This window comes from Salinicola peritrichatus, assembly GCF_003206715.1.
In the GTDB taxonomy this organism is placed as follows: Bacteria; Pseudomonadota; Gammaproteobacteria; order Pseudomonadales; family Halomonadaceae; genus Salinicola; species Salinicola peritrichatus.
Genome location: NZ_PZJU01000008.1, coordinates 155076 through 181072 on the forward strand (window position 1 = coordinate 155076; position 25997 = coordinate 181072).

The 25997-nt window shown below is 63.7% G+C and carries 21 protein-coding genes; 15 read left to right on the forward strand and 6 right to left on the reverse strand.

What is annotated here, in order from left to right; all coding sequences use genetic code 11:
* The first annotated feature begins 13 nt into the window (after nucleotides 1-13).
* The 8 genes from lpxD (at nucleotide 14) to tilS (ending at nucleotide 10477) form a co-directional block, all read left to right on the forward strand.
* Nucleotides 14-1054 (forward strand): UDP-3-O-(3-hydroxymyristoyl)glucosamine N-acyltransferase, encoded by a 1041-nt coding sequence (lpxD, locus tag DOM57_RS04440; RefSeq protein ID WP_110648021.1) that lies wholly within the window; start codon nucleotides 14-16, stop codon nucleotides 1052-1054.
* 162 nt (nucleotides 1055-1216) lie between these two features.
* A complete protein-coding gene (fabZ, locus tag DOM57_RS04445) occupies nucleotides 1217-1660 on the forward strand; it encodes a 3-hydroxyacyl-ACP dehydratase FabZ (protein WP_110648022.1) in 444 nt (147 codons plus the stop codon).
* Nucleotides 1657-2424: an acyl-ACP--UDP-N-acetylglucosamine O-acyltransferase gene (lpxA, locus tag DOM57_RS04450; RefSeq protein WP_110648023.1), complete on the forward strand. Its 768-nt coding sequence runs from the start codon at nucleotides 1657-1659 to the stop codon at nucleotides 2422-2424. The genes fabZ and lpxA overlap by 4 nt, the downstream gene beginning before the upstream one ends.
* Before the next feature lie 10 nt (nucleotides 2425-2434).
* Complete coding sequence (lpxB, locus tag DOM57_RS04455) at nucleotides 2435-3601, forward strand: lipid-A-disaccharide synthase (RefSeq protein WP_110648024.1); 1167 nt, start codon at nucleotides 2435-2437, stop codon at nucleotides 3599-3601.
* Between the two features lie 11 nt (nucleotides 3602-3612).
* Nucleotides 3613-4275 (forward strand): ribonuclease HII, encoded by a 663-nt coding sequence (gene rnhB, locus DOM57_RS04460; protein WP_110648025.1) that lies wholly within the window; start codon nucleotides 3613-3615, stop codon nucleotides 4273-4275.
* 140 nt (nucleotides 4276-4415) lie between these two features.
* Nucleotides 4416-7925 (forward strand): DNA polymerase III subunit alpha, encoded by a 3510-nt coding sequence (gene dnaE / locus DOM57_RS04465; protein WP_110648026.1) that lies wholly within the window; start codon nucleotides 4416-4418, stop codon nucleotides 7923-7925.
* A gap of 109 nt (nucleotides 7926-8034) precedes the next feature.
* A complete protein-coding gene (locus DOM57_RS04470) occupies nucleotides 8035-8988 on the forward strand; it encodes an acetyl-CoA carboxylase carboxyltransferase subunit alpha (RefSeq protein ID WP_110648027.1) in 954 nt (317 codons plus the stop codon).
* Between the two features lie 223 nt (nucleotides 8989-9211).
* On the forward strand, nucleotides 9212-10477 hold the full coding sequence (tilS, locus tag DOM57_RS04475) for a tRNA lysidine(34) synthetase TilS (RefSeq protein WP_110648028.1): 1266 nt from the start codon (nucleotides 9212-9214) through the stop codon (nucleotides 10475-10477).
* A gap of 172 nt (nucleotides 10478-10649) precedes the next feature.
* On the opposite strand, the gene DOM57_RS04480 is transcribed toward tilS, so the two are convergent.
* Nucleotides 10650-12158, reverse strand: coding sequence for a Ppx/GppA phosphatase family protein (locus DOM57_RS04480; RefSeq protein WP_110648029.1), 1509 nt, complete (start codon nucleotides 12156-12158; stop codon nucleotides 10650-10652).
* A gap of 176 nt (nucleotides 12159-12334) precedes the next feature.
* Between DOM57_RS04480 and DOM57_RS04485 the strand changes: the two genes are divergently transcribed.
* The gene (locus tag DOM57_RS04485; RefSeq protein ID WP_110648030.1) at nucleotides 12335-12664 is read left to right on the forward strand and encodes a thioredoxin family protein; all 330 of its coding nucleotides are present in this window, start codon (nucleotides 12335-12337) and stop codon (nucleotides 12662-12664) included.
* Nucleotides 12665-12690: 26 nt separating this feature from the next.
* Here DOM57_RS04485 and DOM57_RS21715 read toward each other — a convergent pair whose 3' ends face one another.
* A complete protein-coding gene (locus DOM57_RS21715) occupies nucleotides 12691-13062 on the reverse strand; it encodes a hypothetical protein (protein ID WP_162619443.1) in 372 nt (123 codons plus the stop codon).
* Here DOM57_RS21715 and rho point away from each other — a divergent pair.
* The 6 genes from rho to DOM57_RS04520 all read left to right on the forward strand — a co-directional run bounded on the left by rho (nucleotide 13039) and on the right by DOM57_RS04520 (nucleotide 21228).
* Nucleotides 13039-14298: a transcription termination factor Rho gene (gene rho, locus DOM57_RS04495; RefSeq protein ID WP_110648177.1), complete on the forward strand. Its 1260-nt coding sequence runs from the start codon at nucleotides 13039-13041 to the stop codon at nucleotides 14296-14298. The genes DOM57_RS21715 and rho overlap by 24 nt on opposite strands.
* A 221-nt stretch (nucleotides 14299-14519) precedes the next feature.
* Entirely contained in the window at nucleotides 14520-16037 is a 1518-nt protein-coding gene (gene ubiD / locus DOM57_RS04500; RefSeq protein WP_110648178.1) for a 4-hydroxy-3-polyprenylbenzoate decarboxylase, read from the forward strand.
* 20 nt (nucleotides 16038-16057) lie between these two features.
* Nucleotides 16058-16864: an FAD-binding oxidoreductase gene (locus DOM57_RS04505; RefSeq protein ID WP_110648179.1), complete on the forward strand. Its 807-nt coding sequence runs from the start codon at nucleotides 16058-16060 to the stop codon at nucleotides 16862-16864.
* Nucleotides 16861-17541: a dihydromonapterin reductase gene (gene folM, locus DOM57_RS04510; RefSeq protein WP_110648032.1), complete on the forward strand. Its 681-nt coding sequence runs from the start codon at nucleotides 16861-16863 to the stop codon at nucleotides 17539-17541. The genes DOM57_RS04505 and folM overlap by 4 nt, the downstream gene beginning before the upstream one ends.
* A gap of 357 nt (nucleotides 17542-17898) precedes the next feature.
* The gene (locus DOM57_RS04515) at nucleotides 17899-18972 is read left to right on the forward strand and encodes a 3-deoxy-7-phosphoheptulonate synthase (protein ID WP_110648033.1); all 1074 of its coding nucleotides are present in this window, start codon (nucleotides 17899-17901) and stop codon (nucleotides 18970-18972) included.
* Between the two features lie 84 nt (nucleotides 18973-19056).
* On the forward strand, nucleotides 19057-21228 hold the full coding sequence (locus DOM57_RS04520; protein ID WP_110648034.1) for a PhoX family protein: 2172 nt from the start codon (nucleotides 19057-19059) through the stop codon (nucleotides 21226-21228).
* 170 nt (nucleotides 21229-21398) lie between these two features.
* Here the strand turns inward: DOM57_RS04520 and ppk1 are convergent, their stop codons facing one another.
* The 4 genes from ppk1 to tatB all read right to left on the reverse strand — a co-directional run bounded on the left by ppk1 (nucleotide 21399) and on the right by tatB (nucleotide 25991).
* Entirely contained in the window at nucleotides 21399-23603 is a 2205-nt protein-coding gene (gene ppk1 / locus DOM57_RS04525) for a polyphosphate kinase 1 (RefSeq protein WP_110648035.1), read from the reverse strand.
* A 41-nt stretch (nucleotides 23604-23644) separates the two neighbouring features.
* Nucleotides 23645-24652 carry a porphobilinogen synthase gene (hemB, locus tag DOM57_RS04530; RefSeq protein WP_110648036.1) on the reverse strand — a complete coding sequence of 336 codons (1008 nt, stop codon included), beginning with the start codon at nucleotides 24650-24652 and terminating at the stop codon, nucleotides 23645-23647.
* A gap of 167 nt (nucleotides 24653-24819) precedes the next feature.
* On the reverse strand, nucleotides 24820-25590 hold the full coding sequence (tatC, locus tag DOM57_RS04535) for a twin-arginine translocase subunit TatC (protein ID WP_110648037.1): 771 nt from the start codon (nucleotides 25588-25590) through the stop codon (nucleotides 24820-24822).
* Complete coding sequence (gene tatB, locus DOM57_RS04540; protein ID WP_110648038.1) at nucleotides 25587-25991, reverse strand: Sec-independent protein translocase protein TatB; 405 nt, start codon at nucleotides 25989-25991, stop codon at nucleotides 25587-25589. The genes tatC and tatB overlap by 4 nt, the downstream gene beginning before the upstream one ends.
* Nucleotides 25992-25997 lie beyond the last annotated feature (6 nt).

A 25997-nucleotide genomic window follows, 5' to 3' on the forward strand; every position in this document is an offset into this window, starting at 1 on the left:
CCGACGTCCGTTCATGAACAGTGCTGCTCAAGCTTCCTATACGCTCGGTGAACTGGCCGAGCGTATCGAAGCCCGCCTGGTGGGTGACGCGAATCTTCGCGTCAGCGGGCTGGCGACCCTGACCGATGCCGGCCCGGGTGACCTGGCGTTTCTGGCCAATCGGGCGTACCTGAAATATCTCGCCGATACTCGTGCCAGTGCCGTGCTGGTTCACCCGGCCCATGGCGAAGCCTGTCCCTGCCCCCGCCTGGAACTGGAAAACCCTTATCTGGGCTATGCCAGGCTCTCGCATCTGTTCGATCCGCTGGCCAATCAGCCGAGTCGGGGCGTGCACCCAGCGGCAACGGTGTCGCCGCAAGCCAGCCTCGGCGCGCACGTCGAGGTCGGCGCCAACTGTGTCATCGAGGCCGGCGTCGAGATCGCCGACGACTGCGTCATCGGTGCCGGGAGTTTCATCGGTGCCGACACGCGTATCGGCCGCGGCTCGCGTCTGCACGCCAATGTCACGCTCTATCACGGCGTGACGGTAGGCGAGCGTGCGATTCTCCACAGCGGCTGCGTGATCGGCGGCGATGGTTTCGGCTTCGCCCACGATGGACAGCGGTGGGAAAAGATCGCGCAGCTCGGCGGCGTTACGCTGGGTGACGATGTCGAAGTGGGCAGTTGCTCGAGTATCGATCGCGGCGCACTGGGCGACACCGTGATCGGCAACGGCGTCAAGATCGACTCTCAAGTGCAGATTGCCCACAACGTGCAGATCGGTGACCACAGCGCGCTGGCCGGATGCGTCGGCATTGCCGGCTCGACCAAGGTCGGCAGGCACTGTCTGCTCGGCGGTGGCGTGGGGTTGTCCGGCCACCTGACATTGGCCGACGGGGTCCAGATCACCGGCATGAGCCTGGTCACCAACTCGATCCTGGAGCCTGGTGTCTACTCCTCGGGGACGGGCTCGATGTCCAATAGTCAGTGGCGGAAGAACGCGGTACGCTTCAAGCAACTCGATGAGATCGCCAAGCGTTTGACGCGGCTCGAACGCGACATGCGCGATTCGTGAACGGGGCCCGGGCATCGAAGCAGGGCGCCGTGAAAGGCTGTCAGCCGGCAAGCTCGCCTGTATAATGCCCGCCCACACGGGTGAACGCCGTTTTGCCGCTCTGTGCCTGCCCTTGCTCATCAGTGTAGGGGCAGGCATTCGCTATTTTAGAGGTCGTATTTGATGATAATGGATATCAACCAGATTCGTGAGTATCTACCGCATCGTTACCCGTTTTTATTGGTAGATCGCGTGATGGAGATCGCGCTAGGCGAATCGATCGTGGCGTACAAGAACGTCAGCATCAACGAACCCTTCTTCAACGGCCATTTCCCTCATCATCCGATCATGCCGGGCGTGCTGATCATCGAAGCGATGGCGCAGGCCTGCGGTATTCTGGGCTTCAAGACCGTCAACAAGCTGCCGGCCGACGGCTATGTCTACTATCTTGTCGGTAGCGACAACGTGCGTTTCAAGCGCCCGGTGATGCCGGGTGATCAACTGCGACTCGAGGCCAACGTCATCAAGGGCAAGCGTGGTATCTGGAAATTTGCCTGTCGCGCGTCCGTCGATGGCGAGCTGGCCTGCGAGGCCGAAATCATCTGTGCCGAGAGGAAAGTCGCTTGATTCATCCCACCGCCATCGTCGATCCCGCCGCCCGCCTGGCCGATGACGTCCAGGTCGGCCCGTTCAGCGTGATCGGTCCTGATGTCGAAATCGATGCCGGCTGCGTGATCGGGCCGCACGTGGTGATCAAGGGGCCGACCCGGCTGGGCAAGCGCAACCGCATTTTTCAGTTCGCCTCGGTCGGCGAGGATTGCCAGGACAAGAAGTACGCCGGTGAACCGACCCGCCTCGAGATGGGCGACGACAATGTCGTGCGCGAAAGCGTGACGCTACACCGGGGGACGGTGCAGGATCGCGGCGTGACCACGATCGGCAATCGCAATCTGTTCATGGCCTACGCCCACGTCGGCCACGACTGCGTCATCGGTAGCGATTGCATCCTCGCCAATCAGGCGACCCTGGCCGGGCACGTGCACCTGGGCGACTTCACCATCCTGGGCGGCTTGTCGGCAATCCACCAGTTCTGTCACATGGGCGAGCACGCCATGGCCGGCGGCGGTTCGATCATCACCAAGGACATTCCCGCCTTCATCATGGTCAACGGCAATCCGGCGGCGGCCCATGGCCTGAATTCGATCGGCCTCAAGCGTCGCGGTTTCTCCAGCGAAGCGGTAAGGGCGCTGGGCGAGGCCTACCGTCTCGTCTATCGCAAGGGGCTGACCCTGGAACAGGCGATCGGCGAGATCGAAAGCCGCTTCTCGCTCGACGAGACACGCCGTTTCGTCGATTCGTTGAAGGTGTCGCAGCGCGGCATCACCCGCTAGGGGCCGCCGCGTGCGTGTCTATCTGGTCGCCGGAGAGCTCTCGGGAGATATTCTCGGGGCCGGCCTGATGCAGGCGCTACGTCGCCGTCATGGCGATATCGAGTTCCGGGGAATCGGCGGTCCGCGCATGCAGGCCCAGGGGCTGGAGTCGCTCTACCCGCTGGAAACCCTCTCCGTCATGGGCCTGGTCGAGGTGCTCAAGCATCTGCCCGGGTTGATCAAGGTCCGGCGTCATCTCAAACGCGATGCGCTGGGCTGGCGGCCGGACGTGATGATCGGTATCGATGCGCCGGACTTCAATCTGGGGCTCGAGCGCCAGTTGCGTGCCCAGGGCATCAAGACCGTGCACTATGTCAGCCCTTCGGTATGGGCCTGGCGGCAAGGGCGGGTGAAGGGCATCGCCCGGTCCGTCGACGCCATGCTCACTTTCCTGCCGTTCGAGGCGGATTTCTACGCCGAGCATCGGGTACCGGTGGCCTACGTCGGTCATCCGCTGGCCGATGAGTTGCCGCTGGTCAACGATCGTGCCGCAGCCAGGCGTGAGCTGGGGCTCGATCCCGGCACGCCGACGCTGGCCGTGTTGCCCGGCTCGCGCGGCAACGAAATCCGCTTCCAGGGCGAGATTTTTCTGCACGCGGCGGCGGCGCTGCGCGAACGCCTGGGGGGGCTCCAGGTCGCGATTCCCGCCGCCTCGCCGCAGCGCCGCCAGGAGCTGGAAGCCCTGGTCGAACGCTTTCCGCAACTGGCCCGGGACACGCTGATCGTCGAGGGGCGCTCGCGAGAGGTGATGACCGCGGCCGATGCGGTACTGTTGACCTCGGGGACCGCCGCGCTGGAGACCATGCTCTGTCATCGCGCCATGGTGGTTGCCTATCGCATGGCGCCGGCCTCCCATTGGCTGGCCAGGCGGCTGGTCAAGACGCGCTGGATCTCGTTGCCGAATCTGATCGCCCAGGAGAGCCTGGTGCCGGAGTTGATTCAGGACGCGGTGACTGTCGAAAATATCGTCGATACCTTGCTGCCATGGTTCGAGGACGAACGGGCGCGCTCGGCGCTCGAACAGCGCTTCGCGGCGCTGCATGCCGAGCTGCAGCGGGGCGCCAGCGAGCGGGCAGCCACGGCCGTCGCGTCGCTGGTTGAGCACGGGGTGCTGGACCCTGAAACTGGAAAGGTTTGACGAGAGAAGTCATGTCATCGAAGTCTCCGATTTCCGCTTGGCCGGATATCGTCATCGAGTACGATGGACACCTGATTGCCGGTGTCGACGAGGTGGGGCGCGGTCCGCTCATCGGCTCGGTGGTCGCTGCCGCGGTGATCCTCGATCCCGCCTGTCCGATCGAAGGGCTGACCGACTCCAAATGTCTCAGCGCCGCGCGGCGTGAATTCCTGGAGGCCCGGATAAGGGAATGCGCGCTGGCGTTTGCCATCGGCGAGGCAACCGCCGCCGAGATCGACACGCTCAACATCTACCATGCCACCCATTTGGCGATGCGTCGGGCGATCGATGCGCTACCGGTACCGGCCGAGTATCTGCTGGTCGACGGCAATCGCCTGCCGGGGCACGCCTGTCCGGGGCAGGCGGTGGTCAAGGGAGATCTGCGTCATCCGGCGATCAGCGCCGCCTCGATCCTGGCCAAGGTGGCTCGCGATGCGCAGATGGTGGCGCTCGATGCGCGCTATCCGCAGTACGGCTTCGCCCGTCACAAGGGTTATTCGACACCCGAACACCTCGAAGCGCTGATCCGCTGGGGGCCGCTGGAGGAGCATCGCCGTTCCTTCGCCCCGGTGAGCGCGCAGATCGAAGCGCAGACTGGGCTGCGGGCTGCGAGCGTCGGTTTCGGGACGCTGTAGAAAGCAGCTTCGAGCTTCGAGCGAAGGGATTGCGAACTTGGCCGACGATTGCCTTCGCGGCTCGCGGTCCTAGCCGTTAACATACCTGGCAGCAATAACGCTGGTTTCTTCCGATCCGCTAGCCGGAGCGCCATCTCGTCATGACAACACCCTTCGTTCATCTCCGTGTCCACAGCGAATACTCTCTGGTCGATGGCCTGGTGCGCCTCAAGCCGCTGGTTCAGGCGACCCAGGACGCTGGCATGCCGGCGGTCACCGTCACCGACGACACCAATCTGTTCGGCCTGGTCAAGATCTACAAGGCGGCCCAGGGCGCCGGGCTCAAGCCGATCATCGGCGCCGATCTCTGGCTGCACAACGACCATGACGAGAGCCATCCCTACCGTCTGACGCTATTGGCGATGAACGATGTCGGCTACCGCAACCTGACCGAGCTGATCTCGCGCGGCTGGACCGAGGGCCAGCGCCAGAACATGGCGATTCTCGACAAGGCCTGGGTGTTCGAACAGAGCGAAGGCCTGATCGCGCTCTCCGGCGCCCGCGAGGGGGAGATCGGGCGCTTCCTGATCGCCGAGCACACCGAGACCGCGCGTCAGTTGCTGGAGGAGTGGAACCGGCACTTCCCCGGACGCTTCTATCTGGAACTGCAGCGCACCGGGCGGCAGTACGACGAGGAGTGCGTTCACCACTCGGTGCGGCTGGCGAGCGAGAGCGGGACGCCGGTGGTGGCGACCAACGATGTGCGCTTCCTCAAGCGCGAGGATTTCTGGGCCCACGAGACGCGGGTTTCGATCGGCGAAGGCAAGGCGCTCGAGGATCCCCGGCGCGAGCGGCGCTACACTGAGGAGCAGTATCTCAAGACACCGGCGGAGATGGCCGAGCTGTTCGCCGACATTCCCGAAGCGCTCGAGAACAGCGTGATGATCGCCGCGCGTTGCAACGCGACCGTGAGGTTGGGCGAGATATTCCTGCCCGAGTACCCGATTCCCGAGGGCATGACCCAGGACGAATTCTTTCGCAAGGTCTCCCACGACGGCCTGAGCGAGCGTCTGGCGCAGCTGTTCGAGGGTGAAACGCCGATCTATCCGGGACGTTCGCGGGCCGAGCATGAGCCGGAGTACCGCCAGCGACTCGACTTCGAGCTCGACATCATCCTCAAGATGGGGTTCCCCGGTTACTTCCTGATCGTGATGGACTTCATCCAGTGGGCCAAGGACAACGACATCCCGGTGGGCCCGGGACGCGGCTCCGGCGCCGGCTCGCTGGTCGCCTACGCGCTCAAGATCACCGACCTCGATCCGCTGGAATACGACCTGCTGTTCGAACGTTTCCTCAACCCGGAGCGTGTCTCGATGCCCGACTTCGACGTCGACTTCTGCATGGAGAAGCGCGACCGGGTGATCGACTATGTCGCCGACCGCTACGGGCGCGACGCGGTCTCGCAGATCGTCACCTTCGGCACCATGGCGGCCAAGGCGGTGGTGCGCGACGTCGCCCGCGCCCAGGGCAAGCCCTATTCGATGGGCGACAAGCTCTCCAAGCTGATTCCGTTCGAGGTCGGCATGACTCTGGCCAAGGCGATCGAGCAGGAGCCGCAGCTCAAGGAGTATCTCGAAGCCGACGAGGAAGCCGCCGAGATTTGGGAGATGGCGCTCAAGCTCGAGGGTATTACCCGCGGCACCGGCAAGCACGCCGGGGGCGTGGTGATCGCGCCGACCAAGCTGACCGACTTCTCGCCGCTTCTGTGCGAGCCGGACGGCTCCGGGCTGGTGGTGCAGTTCGACAAGAACGACGTCGAGGACGCCGGCCTGGTCAAGTTCGACTTCCTCGGCCTGCGCACGCTGACGATCATCGACTGGGCGCTGGAAATGGTCGACGTGGTGCGCGCCCGCGAAGGCCAGGGGCCGCTCGATATCAGTACCATCCCGCTGGACGACAAACCGACCTTCGACATGCTCAAGAAGGCCGAGACCACGGCGGTGTTCCAGCTCGAATCCCGCGGCATGAAGGAACTGATCAAGCGCCTGCAGCCGGACTCGCTGGAGGACATGATCGCCCTGGTCGCGCTGTTCCGTCCGGGGCCGCTGCAGTCGGGCATGGTCGACGACTTCATCAACCGTAAGCACGGCCGCGCGGAACTCTCTTATCCACACCCGGATTACCAGCACGAACTGCTCAAGCCGGTGCTGGAGCCGACCTACGGCATCATCCTGTACCAGGAGCAGGTGATGCAGATCGCCCAGGTGCTGGCGGGCTATACGCTCGGTCAGGCCGACATGCTGCGGCGCGCCATGGGCAAGAAAAAGCCCGAGGAGATGGCCAAGCAGCGCCAGGGCTTCATGGACGGCTGTGCCGCCAACGGCATCGACAAGGACCTGGCCGGCAACCTGTTCGACCTGGTGGAAAAATTCGCCGGATACGGCTTCAACAAGTCGCACTCGGCGGCCTACGGCCTGGTCTCCTACCAGACCGCCTGGCTCAAGGCCCACTATCCGGCGCCGTTCATGGCGGCGGTGCTCTCCACCGAGATGGACAACCTCGACAAGGTCGTGCCGCTGATCGAGGAGTGCCGCCATATCGGCCTCACCGTGACGCCGCCGGACGTCAACGTCGGCGCCTACAAGTTCACCGTCGACGATGGCGGGCGGGTGGTCTATGGGCTGGGTGCGATCCGGGGCGTCGGCGAAGGGCCGATCGCGGCGATCGTCGAAGCGCGCCAGGCGGATGGCGCATTCAAGGATCTGTTCGATTTCTGCCGTCGTATCGATGGCAAGCGCATGAACAAGCGCACCCTCGAGGCGCTGATCCGCTCCGGTGCGCTGGACAACCTGGGGCCGTCGCGGGCGGTGCTGGCGGCCTCGCTGGATGCCGCGCTCAAGGCCGCCTCGCAGAACCAGGCCAACCAGAATCTGGGCATGATGGACATGTTCGGCGAGGCTTTCGTCGAGGCCGACGACGCAGGCGATATCTACGCCGACTATCGCCACGCCCGCGACTGGACCGACAAGGAGCGCCTGGCCGGCGAGAAGGAGACGCTGGGGCTCTATCTCACCGGCCACCCGATCGACGAGTACGAGCACGAACTCAAGCGTTTCGTCGCCACCCGCATCGTCGACCTCAAGCCCTCGCGGGAATCCCAGCGGGTTGCCGGGCTGGTGGTCGCCATGCGCACGATGAAGTCCAAGCGCGGCGATACCATGGCGTTCGTGACGCTCGACGACCGCACCGGGCGCATCGAGGCGTCGCTGTTCGGCGAACTGTTCGATCAGGTTCGCGGCCAGCTCAATGCCGACCAGGTGCTGATCATCGAAGGCGAGGTTTCCAGCGACGACTACTCCGGCGGTTTGCGTCTGCGCAGCAAGGACGTCACCCTGATGGCCGACGCCCGTGCGCGCTTCGGCGAAGCGATCGAGCTCGCCGTCGATGGCGCCCGCCTCAACGGCCGTTTTTCGCGCTCGCTGCACGACAGCCTGTCGCCGTGGCTGAGCGAGTCCGGCCTGCCGGTGCGGGTGCGTTATCGCAATGCCAATGCCAGCGGCTGCTTCGAACTGGCCGAGTCATGGAAGGTCTCGCCCTGCGACGAATTGATCACCGCGCTGCGCGACGTCGAAGGCCATGAATCCGTTGCGCTGCGTTATCGCGGTGGTTGACGCCGGTTGCTTACACTCGTGAGGGTGCGATAATGACGCGCGTTTTTGTCACGCCAGACGCCCGCTTGTCAGATATCGCAGCTTGCCAGGATCACACAGCAGAAGCCCTATGAATCCCAATTATCTGGACTTTGAACAGCCGATTGCCGAACTTCAGGCCAAGATCGAAGAACTGCGACTGGTCGGCAACGACAGCCGCATCAGCCTGAGCGACGAGATCGGCAAGCTCGAGGAGAAGAGCCGCAAGCTCACCGAGCAGATCTTCCGCGACCTGACCGCCTGGCAGGTGACGCAGCTGTCGCGTCATCCGCAGCGTCCTTACACGCTCGACTATCTGGCCAATATCTTCACCGAGTTCGACGAGCTTCACGGCGACCGCAACTTCGCCGACGATGCCGCCCTGGTCGGCGGTATCGCCCGCCTCGACGGCAAGCCGGTCATGGTGATCGGCCATCAGAAAGGGCGTGACGTCAAGGAGAAGGTGCGGCGCAACTTCGGCATGCCGCGCCCCGAAGGCTATCGCAAGGCGTGTCGGCTGATGGAAATGGCCGAGCGCTTCAAGATGCCGGTGCTGACCTTCATCGACACGCCCGGCGCCTACCCTGGCATCGATGCCGAGGAACGTGGGCAGTCCGAGGCGATCGCCTACAATCTGGCGGTGATGTCGCGGTTGAAGACACCGATCGTCGCCACGGTGATCGGCGAAGGCGGTTCCGGCGGCGCGCTGGCGATCGGCGTGTGCGACGAATTGCAGATGCTGCAGTACTCCACCTATTCGGTGATCTCGCCGGAAGGCTGCGCCTCGATCCTGTGGAAGAGCGCCGAAAAGGCCTCCGAGGCCGCCCAGGCGATGGGCATCACCGCCGCCCGCCTGAAAGAGCTCGGCTTCGTCGACACGCTGATCGACGAGCCGCTGGGTGGCGCCCACCGTCATCCCAAGAAGACTTCCGACAATATCAAAGAGGCCCTGCTCGGCAGTCTGGATCGGCTGGAGTCGCTGGATACCGAAGACTTGCTGGAAAAACGTTATCAACGCTTGATGAGCTACGGCGCTCCTCAGTAACGGTGACCGGCTGCGCTCATTCATACTGCGTTGAGCGCTCGCTCGGCCTGCTCATGTAGCGCACTACACTGCGCGTCCTCGCTCGCGTTCGCCTTGTCTGAATATCGCTCGCGCGGTCACGCGGACGTTGCAGGTTGTGCTCGAAGCGTCTTCGCCAGTTCTGTTGCGATATGGCGCTGGATGTTCAGCCTGGATCAGGCTATCCGTTCAGGAGGACTCCGCATTGCGCGCAACCCTCGAAGCGCTCCTCGATGACGCCCTGGCGGAGATTCTGCCGGGGCGTGTCGTTTGGGTGGCGCTTTCCGGCGGTTTGGATTCGACGCTGCTGCTGACGCTGGCGGTGCCGTCGGCGCGCCGTCATGGCGTCGTGTTGCGCGCGATTCATGTCAATCACGGCTTGCAGCAGGCGGCGGGCGACTTCGAAGCCCATTGCCGGCGGCTATGCGCCTCCCTCGAAGTGCCATTGACGGTGGCGGCGGTGAGCATGACAGCGGATGGAAAGGGTGTCGAGGCGGCGGCGCGGGAGGCGCGCTACGCGGCCTTCCGCCAGCATGTCGCTGCGGGCGACGTGCTGTGGCTGGCCCAGCACGCCGACGACCAGGCCGAGACGCTGCTGCTCGCGGCATTGCGCGGCAGCGGCGTGCGCGGCCTGGCGGGCATGCCGGCGCAACGCGAGTGGCAGGGTATCGTCTGTCAGCGGCCGTGGCTCGAGGTCGAGCGGGCCGCACTGGGAGCGGAGGCCGAGCGGTTGGGCCTGGCGTGGTGCGACGATCCCACCAACGCCGACACGCAATTCGACCGTAACTATCTGCGTCATCGGGTAATGGTGCCGCTGCGCGAACGCTGGCCGCATGCCGCCGCGTCCCTGGGGCGCAGTGCCGCCTGGCTGCAGGAAGCCGATGGGTTGCTGGCGGAACTGGCGGCGATCGACCTGGCGGCCGCCGGCGGTGATCCCGCCTGCCTGCCGCTGGCGCCAATGCGCTCTCTGAGCGAGCCCCGGCGGCGGCTGTTGATTCGTCACGCCCTGTCGCTGTCGGGATTGCCGCATCCGCCGGCGGCGCGCTTGGCCGAGCTCGTTCAGCAGTCGAGCCTGGCGGCCCGGGATCGGTTGCCCACGCTGCGCTGGCCAGGCGCCGAGGCGCGCATCTGGCGCGACCGGCTCTACCTGATGGAGCCGCTGGCGCCTCCCGATCCGCGTTGGCGGGTTCGCTGGGATGGCGTCTCGCCACTGACGACGCCATGGGGGCGCTACACGTCGACGCTACGCCCCGAGGAAGATATGGCCAGCGAGGCGACGCTGCTCGTCACGCTGCGTCGGGGGGGCGAAAGGCTGCGCATCGCCGGGCGTGGCAGCCGCGATGTCAAGCGGCTGCTGCAGGAGGCCGAGTTGCCGCCTTGGCAGCGCCAGCGGGTGCCGTTGGTGTGGTGCGGCGAACGCCTGGTGGCGGTGCTCGGCGTAGCCGTGGGCGAAGGCTGGAGAGAACAGTAAGAACCCGTTTACGATCTGCTGCGCGTCGGCCAAACGTCGTTGAAAACGCTTTCGGGATGCTCATTTAGCGCTATGTAAACTCTGCTCCCTCACGCGTTTTCGCCTAGTTTGGTTCTAGCTCGCGAGATCGTAAACGGATTCTAAGGCCAGCCACGGTGCAATGGCGATTGGCTCAAGCATCGTAGGAAAGCGCCAGCCCGGCCGCGCGCTGATAGTCGGCCTCCTGTTCGAGGTCGTTGAGCAGCAGCGGATGGAGCCGCGACTTCGGCAGCACGAGATGCAGTGCGTCGCCGTCGGCATGCAACTGGAAGTCGGTGATCGGCTGCTCCGGGCGGGCATGGTTCAACATCACCGCCAGGCGCAGCAGTCGCGCCAGCCGCCGGTAGGAAGGCTGCATGGCCTCCGGCAGCGCTTCGAGCTCCTTGTGAGGAAACTTGCGCCGGTGGGCGCGAACCAGGAATGCCAGCGCCTGCTGCTCCGGGCGGGAGAACCCGGTCAAGTCGGAATACTCCAGCAGGTAGGCACCGTGGCGGTGGAACTGACTATGCGAGATCGCCAGGCCGATCTCGTGAAGTTGCGCCGCCCAATAGAGAAACAGCCGCTGTTCGTCGCTCAGTTCCCACGCCTCTTTCACCTGGGCGAAGGCTTCGAGTGCGCTGCGGGCGACATGCTCGGCCTGCGCGCCATCCACGCTGTAACGGCGCATCATCAATTCGACGCTATGTCGCCGGGAATCTTCCGGCGTGTTGCGGCCGATCAGGTCGTACAACACGCCTTCGCGCAGGGCGCCATCGGAGTAGCGCATGCGTTCGAGATCGAAGGCTTCGAAAACCGCGCACAGAATCGCGACACCGGCGGGAAAGACCTTGGCGCGATCCTCCTTGAGTCCCTCCATGGCGACCTTGTCGAGCTGACCGAAGCCGATCAGCTTCTTGCGCAGGTTCCATAGCGCCTCGCGCTCGATCACCGAGGCATCGCCATCGCCGCTGGCGGCGATCACCGCCGCCGCGGCCTTGATCGTGCCGCTGGAGCCGATCGGGTCCTGCCAGCCCAACTGACGATACTGGCGCTGAATGTTGGCGAGTTCCGACAACGCCGCCAACTCGGCGCGACGGAAGCGTTTCTCGCTGATCTCGCCATTGGCGAAGAACATGCCGGTATAGACGACGCAACCCATATGCAGGCTTTCCAGCGCCTGGGGTTCGAAGTCTTCGCCGATGATCAGTTCGGTTGAGCCGCCGCCGATATCGACGATGAGACGCCGTCCGTGAACCTCGGCCAGGGCATGGGCGGCACCGAGATAGATCAGGCGCGCCTCTTCGCGACCGCCGATGATCTCGATGGGGTGGCCGATCACCGCCTCGGCATGATCGATCAGTACGCGTGCGTTGCGCGCGGCACGCAGGGCGTTGGTCCCGACGATGCGCATGTCATGCGGCGCGACACCCGAGAGAAACGGCGCGAAGCGCTCGAGACATGCCAGTGCGCGCTCCATGGCGGCCGGGGTGAAATTTTCGCCCCCATCCAGGCCGGCGGCGAGTTGGACCTTCTCGCCCATCTTGGCGACGACTTGCAGCTGACCGTCCCGATGATTGGCGACCAGCAGGTGAAAACTGTTGGAGCCGAGATCGATGGCGGCCAGGCGACGCGTCGCGTCCTTGGCGGTCGACTTCCCGCTCATGGCGTGGCGTCCTCGAAAGCTTGCGATGAAGTGGTAGCGGCTTATGGCGCGTTCCCTGTGCCGGCGGCCATCATAAGGGGGCTTCGGCCGGTCAAGGTTGCTGTGCGGGCCGGTCCTTGTCAATCGCCGGCGGGCTGGGCATGCTGGAGACTGGCGGGAGGTGAAGGCTTGGATACATGACGCAGCGGCAATATCTGGACGGAGAGGCGTTCGAGCATTGGCGCGAGACGCGCGAGGCGCCCTGGATTGCCATCTTCGTCGCCGACTGGTGCCAGCCCTGTGAGGCGTTGCTGTCGCGTTTGTCGGGCCTGGCAGGGGAGGTGGCGCATGGCATGGACATCGGTATCGTGGATGTGGACCGTGAGCCGGCGCTGGCTGAGCGTTATGGGGTACGCGGCATGCCGACGCTGATTCTGTTCGTTGACGGGGATTCGAAAGCCACTCGTGTCGGCGCGCTGTCGGAGAGCCAGCTGCATCAGTTTTGCGATGAAACGACACGGACTTGATAAACCCGTCCAAAGTCGCCATATATCTACTTGCGTTCGTCGAGCAGCTTGTCTACCATCTGGACGTTCGCCTGTTCCGAATGCTTCTTGACCGCCTCGCGGTCCCCCAAGTCGTCAGTCACCCCAGTTCCGATCACCGGATCGTAGTTATGTCTTGCGAATGACGCTATCCGTGAGATTACAGGCGAATCGAACCGCTCTCCCGGCATCATGGCCATTCGGCGTATCTCATGAACGCCGATAGTCCATACGGAAAGCCTGACTCTCTGGGACGACTGAACGCGCCGCGCGGCGTTTGAATTGACCGCCTCTTGTCCTTCTTTTTTCTCGGCAACCGCCATTGCCTGCGACACGAGCCATTTCTGACCGAACTCATGAATCTGACCGAACTCAAGCAAAAATCCGTCCCTGAACTGCTGGATATCGCCCGTGAAATGGGTATCGACAATCTGGCCCGTTCACGCAAGCAGGACATCATCTTCGCCATCCTGAAGAAACACGCGAAAAGCGGCGAAGACATCTATGGCGATGGCGTCCTGGAGATTCTGCAGGATGGCTTCGGTTTCCTGCGCAGTGCCGACTCTTCCTACCTCGCCGGCCCCGACGACATCTATGTCTCGCCGTCGCAGATTCGCCGCTTCAATTTGCGCAAGGGCGACTCGATCGCCGGCAAGATTCGCCCGCCGAAAGAGGGCGAGCGCTATTTCGCGCTGTTGAAAGTCAACGAAATCAACTTCGACAAGCCGGAAAACGCCAAGCACAAGATCCTGTTCGAAAACCTGACGCCGCTGTTCCCGCAGGAACGTCTGGTGATGGAGATCGGCAACGGTTCCACCGAGGACATCACCGCCCGCGTCATCGATCTCACCGCGCCCATCGGCAAGGGCCAGCGTGGCTTGATCGTCTCGCCGCCCAAGGCCGGCAAGACCTTGATGTTGCAGAACATCGCCACCTCGATCACGCGCAACAATCCCGAGTGCCATATGATCGTGCTGCTGATCGACGAGCGCCCGGAAGAGGTGACCGAGATGTCGCGCACGGTGCGTGGCGAAGTCGTGGCCTCGACCTTCGACGAGCCGCCGGCGCGTCACGTCCAGGTCGCCGAGATGGTGATCGAGAAGGCCAAGCGGCTGGTCGAGCACAAGAAGGACGTGGTCATTCTGCTCGACTCCATCACCCGCCTGGCACGCGCCTACAACACCGTGGTGCCGTCCTCCGGCAAGGTGCTGACCGGCGGTGTCGACGCCCACGCGCTCGAGAAGCCCAAGCGCTTCTTCGGTGCCGCGCGTAACATCGAGGAAGGCGGCAGCCTGACCATCATCGCCACCGCGCTGGTCGATACCGGCTCGAAGATGGACGAAGTGATCTTCGAGGAGTTCAAGGGTACCGGCAACATGGAAGCCCACCTCGACCGCAAGCTCGCCGAGCGTCGCGTCTATCCGGCCCTCAACATTCGTCGTTCCGGCACTCGCCGCGAGGATCTGATCGCCTCCGAGGAAGAGATGCAGCGCATGTGGATCCTGCGCAAGCTGCTCAACCCGATGGATGACGTCGCCGCCACCGAGTTCCTGATCGATCGCCTGAAGGATACCAAGACCAATCTGGAGTTCTTCGAGGCTATGAAAAGACGTTGATTCTGGCTGGCTGCACTCGATGATATTGCGTTGGAAAATCGCTCAAGCTGCTCATTTACTTGAGTAAACTCCGCGCTCTCGCGATTTTCCGCCTTGTCTCATCTTCGTTCGCTCAGCCAGCTCTCAGCGCTTCATGATATCTCTGAGGCAAAGCAGAAAATGGAGGGTGGCATGCTATGCTGCCCTTTTTGCATTCTTGGGCATCGGGGTGCGGCAACGGTATGAAATATCAGGACTTGCGGGATTTCATCGCGGCGCTCGAGCAACGCGGTGAGTTGATGCGCGTCAACGTCGAGGTGGATCCGTATCTGGAGATCACCGAGATCTGCGATCGCACCCTGCGCGCCGGCGGGCCGGCGCTGCTGTTCGAGAACGTCAAGGGCAGCGAGATGCCGGTGCTCGGCAATCTGTTCGGCACGCCACAGCGGGTCGCCATGGGCATGGGGCAGGAGAGCATCGAGGCGTTGCGCGAGGTCGGCAAGCTGCTGGCGTTTCTCAAGGAGCCGGACCCGCCCAAGGGGCTCAAGGACGCCTGGGAAAAACTGCCGATCTTCAAGCAGGTCATGAGCATGGGGCCGAAAACGCTGCGCTCGGCGCCGTGCCAGGAAGTCGTGCTCGAAGGCGAGGCGGTCGATCTCGATCGCTTGCCGATCCAGCACTGCTGGCCCGGCGATGTCGCACCGCTGGTGACCTGGGCGCTGGTGGTGACCAGGGGGCCGCACAAGACGCGCCAGAACCTGGGGATCTACCGCCAGCAGAAACTGGGCAGGAACCGCCTGATCATGCGCTGGCTGAGCCATCGCGGCGGCGCGCTCGATTTCCGTGAGTGGCAGCAGGCGCATCCCGGCAAGCCGTTCCCGGTGGCGGTGGCGCTGGGGGCGGATCCGGCGACCATTCTCGGCGCGGTGACGCCGGTACCGGACACGCTTTCCGAATATGCCTTCGCCGGCCTGCTCAGAGGCTCGCGCACCGAACTGGTCAAATGCGGACATGCCGACCTCGAGGTGCCGGCTTCCAGCGAGATCGTGCTCGAGGGGTTCATCTATCCGGACGATATGGCGCTGGAAGGGCCTTATGGCGACCATACCGGTTACTACAACGAGGTCGAATCGTTCCCGGTGTTTACCGTCGAGCGCATCACCCATCGCCGCGATCCGATCTATCATTCGACCTACACCGGCCGTCCCCCGGACGAACCGGCGGTACTGGGGCTGGCGCTCAACGAAGTGTTCGTGCCGATCCTGCGCAAGCAGTTTCCCGAGATCGTCGACTTCTACCTGCCGCCGGAAGGCTGTTCCTACCGCATGGCGGTGGTGACCATGAAGAAGCAGTATCCGGGGCATGCCAAGCGCGTGATGATGGGCGTGTGGAGTTTCCTGCGCCAGTTCATGTACACCAAGTTCGTGATCGTGCTCGACGATGACGTCGACGCGCGCAACTGGGAAGACGTGATCTGGGCGATCACCACGCGCATGGATCCGGCCCGGGATACGGTAATGGTCGAGAACACGCCGATCGACTATCTCGATTTCGCCTCGCCCACGGCGGGACTGGGGTCGAAAATGGGGCTGGACGCCACCAATAAATGGCCGGGGGAGACGACCCGCGAATGGGGCGAGCCGATCGTCATGGACGCCGCCGTCAAGGCACGGGTCGATGAACGCTGGGCCGATTACGGCATCGATATCGCGCCGCCGCCGGCGCGCACCGGAACCTCCTCGGACGGCGGGGTGGCATGACGGCAAACGATGAGGTGAACATGACGGTCAGAACCCTGACCTGCCAGGTGGAAACGGTCGAAGATCTGACTCCCGATGTGTTCCGGGTGGTGCTCGAAGGGCGCGCCGAGGCGATTGCCCATGCGCCGGGCCAGTATCTCGAGCTGGCGGTCGACGACGACACCTGGGTGCCGTTTTCGATCGCCTGCGCCGAGAACGGCGAGGGCCGGCTGGAACTGCATATCCAGCACTGGCCCGAGCGCACTCATTCGGCACGCTTGCGAGAGCTGCTGATTCACCGCAACCGGCTATCGGTACGCCTGCCCCACGGGGATTGCATTCTGCCGGCGGATCGTCGGGAGCCGCTGCTGCTGATCGCCGCCGGGACCGGTTTTGCCCAGCTCAAGGCCATCGTCGAGGCGGCATTGGCGGAAAATCCCGAGCGGCGGGTGTCGATCTGGTGGGCGGTGCGCGAGCGCCGTGACCTGTATGCCGAATCGCTGGCGCGGGAGTGGGCGTTGGCGCATCCGAACGTGGACTTTCACGCCGTGGTGGAAACGCCCGAAGCCGAGTTCGAGTCCCGCCCGGGCATCGTCTGGCACCAGGGGCGTATCGATGAAGCGCTCGCTGCCGAGTTGGATGCCGTGGCTGGACTCGAGATCTATCTCGCCGGCTCGCCGGGGATGGTCTATGCCTGTGTCGATACGCTGGCGCCGATGGGGCTGACGGAGGCCCAGGTGCATTCGGACGTCTTCAGCTACGCGCCCAGGGTGCCGTTTCTGCCGCTTCCCGACAGCGATCCCGACCAGGCCCCGCTGACCCCGGGTGAGGAGCGTGAAAAGTCGTGAGTCAATCGCCGATCCTGATCACCGGCGGCGCCCAGCGCCTGGGGCGCCACTGTGCCGAGCGCCTGCTCGACGACGGTCACCCGGTGATCGTCACTTACCGCCGCGAGCGCGAGGCCTTGACTGCGCTACGCGAGCGCGGCGCGATCACGCTGCCGGCCGACTTTTCCAGCGTTGCGGGCATCGAGGCTTTCATCGCCCGGCTCGCGGAAACCACATCGAGTCTTCGCGCGATCGTGCATAACGCCAGCGAGTGGCTGGCGGATCCCGAGCCTGCCGCAGCGGGCGAGGTCTTCGAGCGGCTGTTTCGCGTTCACATGCAGGCACCGTATCTGATCAATCTCCACGCACGCGAACTGCTGGAGGCGTGTCAGGAACCGCAGCGCGATATCGTTCACATTACCGATAGCGTGGTCAGGCGCGGGGCTGCGGGGCAGGCGGCCTATGCCGCGACCAAGGCCGGCCTGGAAAGCCTGACGCGTTCGTTTGCCGCACAGTTCGCACCGCGTATCCAGGTCAACGCGATTGCGCCGGGGCTGGTGATGCTGAACGACGACCGGGTGGTCGATCAGCGTGTTCCCGGCCCCGGGGTGATCTATCAGACGCTGCGCTATCTGCTCGACAACGACTACGTGACCGGTACCGTCCTGCCGGTGGATGGCGGCGAGCATCTGGGCTGAGCCTCGGGTCGAATCTCGTAGGCGGGCGGCTCGCTATCGGCCTCGGGACTTGTCAAATCCGGCCAAGACGTTAGGATGGTGGCACTAAAACGCGAGAGCCCCTCATGACCCACATCTGCGATTCACATCTGTCGATGGCTGCCGAGACCTTCGGTGGCTTCGTTGCGGTTGTGGAATTCGCTGATGGCGGTTATGGCTATTGGTTTAGGACTGGCGTGCCCGCTGGTCGGTCGAGATGACCTGAACCCGCGAGGCACGCCCGGACCAGGGCTGCCTCCCGCGTATCGAGAACCCCCGGATGGCAGCCCACCCGGGGGTTCTCGCGTTTCAGGCCGCAACCCTGGAATGAGATCAAACATGAACGCTGTGACACCTGCCTTATCCCCCGCGCCGACCGTGAACCGCATTGCGGCAGGAAGGACGCGAACCCTGCCGCTGCCGACTGCCGCCGAACTGCGTGGCCAACTGCCCCTGTCGAGTACCCTGACGGCACGGATCGAGACCCACCGGCACGCCATTCGCGCGATTCTCGATGGCGAGGACGACCGTCTGCTGGTGGTGACCGGTCCCTGCTCGATTCACGATCCGAAAGCGGCACTGGAATATGCCGAGCGGCTGGCGGCACTGAACGAGCGTCTCGGCGACCGCCTGTTGCTGGTGATGCGGGTCTATGTCGAGAAACCGCGCACCACCGTTGGCTGGAAGGGACTGGCCTACGATCCGCATCTCGACGGTAGCGACGACATGGCGGCCGGGCTGGCGACAGCGAGACGCTTGATGCGCGATATCGCCGAGCTGGGGCTGCCGATCGCCACCGAGCTGCTGCAACCGATGGCGGCGGCTTACTTCGACGACCTGCTCAGTTGGGTCGCGATCGGTGCGCGGACCACCGAATCCCAGATCCATCGTGAGCTGGCCAGCGGCCTGGCGGCAACCGTTGGCTTCAAGAACGGCACCCAGGGCAACGTCGACGTAGCGATCGCCGCGATACAGGCCGCCGCCCACCCGCATCGTCACTTCGGCGTCAGCGTCGACGGCACGCCGGCGCTGATCGAGACTCAGGGCAATCCATCCACCCATCTGGTCCTGCGCGGCGGCCATGCCGGTCCCAATCATGGCCCGGAGAGCGTCGCCGCCAGTCGCCGGGCGCTGGAACAGGCCGGCCTCAGGGCACGCCTGATGGTGGACTGTAGCCACGCCAATTCGCGCAAGGACCATCGTCGCCAGACCGAAGTGCTGCACGACGTCATCGACCAGCGCCTGGCCGGGGACGATAGCCTGATCGGGGTGATGCTGGAGAGCCATCTGTTCGAAGGCAAGCAACCGCTCAATCCGGCGGCATTGCGTTACGGGGTCTCGATCACCGACGCCTGTCTAGGCTGGGAGACCACCGAACAGTTGCTGGAACGTGCCGCCGAGCGGCTGCGCTAGGGAATGAGTCCTCATGGACATCATTTCGTCATCTTCCCAACCTAGCCTCGTCACGCAGATCATCACCGTGACGAGGCAAAAATCATGAGTAAAGAAATCGAAGATCATCGCATCCACAATCAAAGTGGTAACGAGCCGTTCTCCGTGATCCTGGATCGCCGTGTCTCGCGGCGCGGCATCATGCAGGGAGGGCTCGGCGTCACGGCCATGACGGTATTGGGCGGGTTCGGTCTGGCGGGCTGCAGTGACGATGACGAGGCCCATGCCGACGACCAGCCGGAGAAGACGCCGCTGGCGCTGGCGTTCGAATCGATCAAGGGGTCGAAGACCGACGCTATCGTCGTTCCCGCCGGTTATACCGCGCAGGTCTTGATTCCCTGGGGGACGCCGCTGACCAGCGAGGCTCAGGACTGGCATTCCGATCTTGTCATGACCTCGGAGAATCAGGCCAATGCGGTTGGCATGCACCACGACGGCATGCACAACTTTCCGTTGGATGAAGACAACGCTTCGTCCGATTTCCTGCTGGCGTTGAATAACGAATATATCGACGAAAATGCTTTGTGGGCGCCGAATGGCGGGCCGACCAACATGAGCGAAGGCGCACGTCCCGCGGAGGAGGCGCGCACCGAGATCAATGCCCACGGCGTCACCATCGTGCGAGTCAGGAAGCAAGATGACGGCAGCTGGGCGCATGTGCCGAACGACACATACAACCGCCGCTTCACCAGCGCCACGCCTATGGAGCTGGCCGGCCCGGTGGCGGGTAGCGACTATGTCGTTACCAAGTACTCGAAGGACGGTACGAGGACACGCGGTACCAACAACAACTGTGCCAACGGGTACACTCCCTGGGGCACCTATCTGACCTGTGAAGAGAACTGGCCCGAAGTGTTCGTCCACACCGGCGAGCGCTTCAGTGACGATGCTCGCCTGGGCATCCCCAGCGAGCGTGGCCGCTACGGCTGGGAAACTGCCGCCGATGGCACGGAAGCAACCGACGACCTGGCCCGTTTCGACATCACGCCGCGTGGCGGCAGCGCCGCGGAGGATTATCGTAACGAGGCGCGCACCTTCGGTTATATCGTCGAGATCGATCCCTACGATCCCGCCCGTAGCGCCATCAAGCGCACCCATCTGGGCCGTTTCCGCCACGAAGGTTGCTGGCCCGGCAAGCTGGTGGAAGGTGAGCCGATGGTGTTCTACTCCGGCCACGATTCCCGCAACGAATACATCTACAAGTTCGTCTCCGAAGCGGTGTGGGACCCGGCTGACGCCAACCGCCCGGGCGACAACTATGATCGCCTCGCCATCGGCGCCAAGTATATGGACGAGGGCTCGCTGTACGTGGCCAAGTTCAACGACGACGGCACCGGTGAATGGTTGCCGCTGACCCCGTATGCCACGATCAAGGATGGCCGCACGCTGGCCGAGGCGCTGGGCCTGGCCGCCGATGATCTGGCAGGCGTTATCATCCACACCTGCGACGCCGCCGACCTGATGGGCGCGACGCCGATGGACCGTCCGGAGTGGGGTACGGTGGATCCGAATACCGGCGAGGTCTACATGACCTTGACCAACAACACTAATCGTACCGAGGAAGGCAGCGCGGCCACCTACACCAATGATGGCAGTGATGTTGACGACCTGGGCGTGGGCTATGCCACGGCGCCGGTCAATGGTCCCAACCCGCGTGCCGATAACGAAGGCGGCCAGGTCATCCGCTGGCTCGAACCTTCGCCGAAGGAGACCACCTTCGAGTGGGAGATCTTCGTCTGCGGGGGGGCGGCGAGCGATCCTAATGACATCAACCTTTCCGGTTTGACCGATGATAACCAGTTCGCCAGTCCGGATGGCCTGTGGTACGACGAGCGCGGCGACGGCAACGGCATTCTGTGGATCGAGACCGACAATGGCTACGAGAACGTCACTGAAGACACCAACGACCAGTTGTTGGCAGTGGTGCCCCAGGGCGTCAGCCAAGCAAGCGGCGACGCAGCGGTGATCGGTAGCGGCAACCAGGCTCAGCTGAAGCGCTTTGCCGTGGGGCCCAATGGCTGTGAGGTGACCGGTATCTTCGCTACGCCGGACAAGACCGCTCTGTTCATCAATATCCAGCATCCGGGTAACTGGCCGGCGGATGGCGATGCGCTGACCCAGGACGCAACGGTTGCGATCGGGGAGGGAGAAACGGTTCGTCCGCGGGCATCGACTGTCGTTATCTGGAAAGATGACGGTGGCCAGATCGGGCTCTAAGGAAGCGCTGAATAAATCATCGAGCAGGATGAAGCGCAAGGCGCCCGGAGCGCTGGACGACGATCGATGCGCCGATGGTTCCATGGGGGCCGTTGCCGTGGTGATGCGCCACCCCCAAGCCGAGGGCCACCAAACGGTGGCTCTCGGTGGGGTGTCATGCCGTGGCGAGTTCAAGCCTGGGCGGCGTAGGCGTAGAGCAGTGTTTCCTGGGCACTGATCGGCTCGGCGTCGCCACTGCCTTGGAGATGGTATTGGCCTTCGCTGTCCAGCGTCCAGCTCTGGCAGTTATCGAGCAGGTAGGTGTCGAGGTCCTTGCGTACCTGCTGCGAGGCCTTCTTGTCGAGCAGTGGGAAGCAGGTCTCGACCCGGTGGAACATGTTGCGTTCCATGGCGTCCGCGCTGGAACACCAGACCTCGTGACCGCCGTCATTGAGGAAATAGTAGACCCGGGTATGTTCGAGGAAACGGCCGATGATCGAGCGCACCCGGATGTTTTCGGAGATACCCGGTACGCCGGGACGCAGGCAGCACATGCCGCGCACGATCAGTTCACAGCGTACGCCGGCCTGGGACGCACGATAGAGTGCGCGGATCAGCTTGGGTTCGGTCACCGCGTTGCACTTCACGATCAGGCGCGCCTTCTTGCCGCTCTCGGCGAGTTTGGCCTCGCGATCGATCATCGCCACCAACGTGTCGTGCAGGGTGAAAGGCGCATGCAACAGCGTCTTGATCTTGCGCGGCTTGCCCATGCCGGAAAGCTGCTGGAACACGCGATGCACGTCCTCGCAGATAGCCTCGTTGGCGGTCATCAGGCTGTAGTCGGTATAGAGCTTGGCGGTCTTGGCGTGATAGTTGCCGGTGCCGAGGTGGGCATAGTGGCGCAGCTCGCCGCGCTCGCGGCGTACGATATGCATCATCTTGGCGTGGGTCTTGTAGGCCATCACGCCATAGATGACGATCGCGCCGGCCTCCTGCAGGCGGGATGCCAGCGCCAGATTGTCGGCCTCGTCGAAGCGGGCCCGCAGTTCGATGACCACGGTCACTTCCTTGCCGCCGCGGGCCGCTTCCACCAGGGCGCTGACGATCGATGAGTCGGCGCCGGTGCGGTAGAGCGTCTGCTTGATCGCCATCACGTCCGGGTCGCGCGCGGCCTGACGCAGCAGTTCCTCCACCGGGGTGAAGGACTGGAACGGATGGTGGAGCAGGATGTCGCCCTGGGCGATCGCCGTGAACAGATTGATGTCGCCGCGCACCTGCTTGGGCAGGCCGGGAGTGAACGGGCGATAGCGCAGATCGGGGCGCTGGACATCGTCGAGCACCGACATCAGGCGAGTGAGATTGACCGGCCCATTGACCCGATAGAGATCCGCCTCGTCGAGTTCGAACTGCTTGAGCAGGAAGCCGATCAGGCTGTCCGGACAGTTGTCGGCGACTTCCAGGCGCACGCCGCTACCGTAGCGGCGTGCCAGCAACTCGCCGCGCAGTGCCGAGGCGAGATCGGAAACCGCCTCGGGATCGACCGAGAGATCGGCATTGCGGGTCAGCCGGAATTGATAGCAGCCCTTGACCTCCATGCCCGGAAAGACCTCGTGGGCATGGGCGTGGATCATCGACGACAGGAACACATAGTCGGTGAAGCCCTCTTCACATAAGGCTTCGGGCAGCCGGATCAGGCGCGGCAACGAACGTGGCGCCGGCAGGATCGCCATGCCCCCTTCACGACCGAAGGCATCGGTGCCGTCGAGCTCGACGATGAAATTGAGGCTCTTGTTGACCAGACGTGGGAAGGGGTGCGAGGGGTCCAGTCCGATCGGGCTGATGACCGGGGCGATCTCTTCCTCGAAGTAGTCGGCGACCCAGGCGGCCTGTTCCGGCGTCCACTGCGAACGGCGGCGAAAACGGATCTTCTGCTCTTCCAGCGCTGGTACCAGGACCTCGTTGAGGATGCGGTATTGGCGCTCGACCTGCTCGTGAGCGATGCGCGATATCTCGCTCAGCACCTTGGCCGGAGTCATGCCATCGGCGCCCGTCTCGTCATGGCCGAGGATCAATTGATGCTTGAGCCCGGCAACCCGGATCTCGAAGAACTCATCCAGATTCGAGGAGAAGATCAGCAGGAACATCAGCCGATCGAGCAGCGGATGGGACGGGTCCAGCGACTGTTCCAGCACGCGGATGTTGAACTGCAGATGTGACAGCTCGCGGTTGAAGTAGAGTGCCGGATCGCTGAGATCGGCCTGGGGCGAAGGCGTCGTCTTGGCGTGGATCCCCTTGCGGGTGCGATTGACCCGCAGCGGGGGAGAGGCACTCTCTTCGGTGACGGGAAGCGACGCGGAATCCTGCAATGAATCGGGCGTCTCCGGCGTGTCTGTCATGAAATCATCTCCAGCGCCGGGGCAGACACGCCCGCGGGCGCTCAGGCGTTGAGCAGTTGCGCCGCGCGTTTGGCGAAGTAGGTCAGGATGCCATCGGCACCGGCGCGCTTGAAGCAGGTCAGCGATTCGAGGATCACGCTATCGGCATCCAGCCAGCCCTTCTCGAACGCGGCCATGTGCATGGCGTATTCGCCGCTGACCTGGTAGACGAAGGTCGGCACGCCGAAGGACTCCTTGACCCGCTGTACCACGTCGAGATAGGGCATGCCCGGCTTGACCATGACCATGTCGGCGCCTTCCTGAATGTCCAGCGCGGTTTCGTGCAGTGCCTCGTTGGTGTTGGCCGGGTCCATCTGATAGCTGAACTTGTCGGCACGGCCCAGGTTGCCGCTGGAGCCGATGGCGTCGCGGAACGGACCGTAGTAGCGCGAGGCATACTTGGCCGAATAGGCCATGATCTGGGTTTCATGCAGCCCTTCGCGTTCGAAGATGGCGCGGATTTCGCCAATACGCCCATCCATCATGTCCGACGGGGAGATGACGTCGGCACCGGCCTCGGCATGCGACAGCGCCTGCTTGATCAGCGCCTCGATGGTGCGGTCGTTGACCAGGTAGCCGTTGTCGTCGGGGATGCCGTCCTGGCCGTGGGTCGTGTAGGGGTCCAGCGCCACGTCGGTGATGATCCCGAGTTCGGGGAAACGCTCGCGCAGCGCGCGAATGGCGCGCTGGATCACGCCATCCGGGTTCCACGCTTCCGCACCGTCGGCGGTCTTCTTCTCCGGTGGCGTGAACGGGAACAGGTCGATGGCGGGAATGCCCAGCTCGACCAGCTCTTCGGTCTCGCGCAGCAGCTCATCGATGGAGAGGCGCTCGACGCCGGGCATCGACGGCACCGGCTCGCGGCGCTTCTCGCCATCGAGTACGAACACGGGCAGGATCAGGTCGTCTGTGGTCAGTGCCGATTCTCGCGCCAGACGGCGAGAGAACTCGCTCTTGCGCAGCCGGCGCAGGCGGGTGGCGGGGTACTGACGGGCCAGGGAATAACGCATGGTGATCTCCACGAAAGCGGCGGACCGGTGCAGGACCGTGTCCGGACGCCGATGGCAACGCTATCAGCGTCGGATGACAGAACGATGACAAGAACTTGCCCCAGTATAACAACCGTGACGGCCTCATGGCCTGGGGGGCGGATGTCGCAGGTAGAGTCGGCGAAGCGCTACTCGGTTTCGGCCTCTTCGCGCCGCTGACGCCGACGCACCAGGCGGCCGAACACGATACCGACTTCGAACAGCAGCCACATCGGCACCGCCAGCAGGCTCTGGGAAATGATGTCGGGCGGCGTCAGCAGCATGCCGATGATGAAACAGATCAGAATGACGTAGGGGCGTTTCTTGGTCAGGCTTCTGACGTCGGTGATGCCGGTCCAGATCATCAGGAAGGTGGCGATGGGGATCTCGAACGCCACGCCAAAGGCGAAGAACATCTTCAACACGAAGTTGAGGTAGGCGTTGATGTCCGTCATCACCGTGACATCCTGCGGTCCGGTATGGACGAAGAAGCTGAACAGCAGCGGGAACACGACGTAATAGGCGAAAGCCGCGCCACAATAGAACAGCACGATGCTCGAGGCGAGCAGGGGAAAGGCGAGAGCCTTCTCATGCTTGTACAGCCCCGGCGCGATGAACGCCCAGGCCTGATAGAGAATCATCGGAATCGCCGCGAACACCGAGACGACCATCGTCAGCTTGAACGGCGCCAAAAACGGTGACGTCACCTCGGTGGCGATCATCTGCGAGCCGGCGGGCAGCAACGCCACCAGCGGATCGGCAACGAAACGATAGATATCGTTGGAAAAGGCGTAGAGCGCGGCGAAGATCACCACCACGACGATCACCGCCTTCATCAATCGCGAGCGCAGTTCGATCAGGTGTTCGATCAGCGGCGCCTGGGCCTGTTCTTCCTCGGGCGGGCGTGATGCGTCACTCATCGGGCATTCGAATCCTTGTCCACGGAGGAGGCGTCGGCGTCAGGTCGGCGAGAGGGAACGTCGGGGACGCCGGCCGGTCGATCGTCATGCGATGGCGTATCGTCCCGCGGCGGCTCGCTCGATGCCGGGGGAGGGCTCGAGTCGTTGAAGGAGTTCTCGACATCCCGGCGCACGCGATTCACGCCCTCGTCGAGCTTTTTCTGCTGCTCGGCCAGTTTTTGGCGCAGTTCTTCCGCCTCCAGCTGGGCGGTGATTTCGCGCTGTATGCTCGAAACGCTGCGCTTGACGCGTCCGATCCAGAGGCCGGCGGTGCGCGCCGCCTTGGGCAGACGCTCGGGCCCCAGTACCAGCAGACCGACGATGCCGATCAGCAGCAGTTCGAAGAAACCGATATCGAACATCGCCGG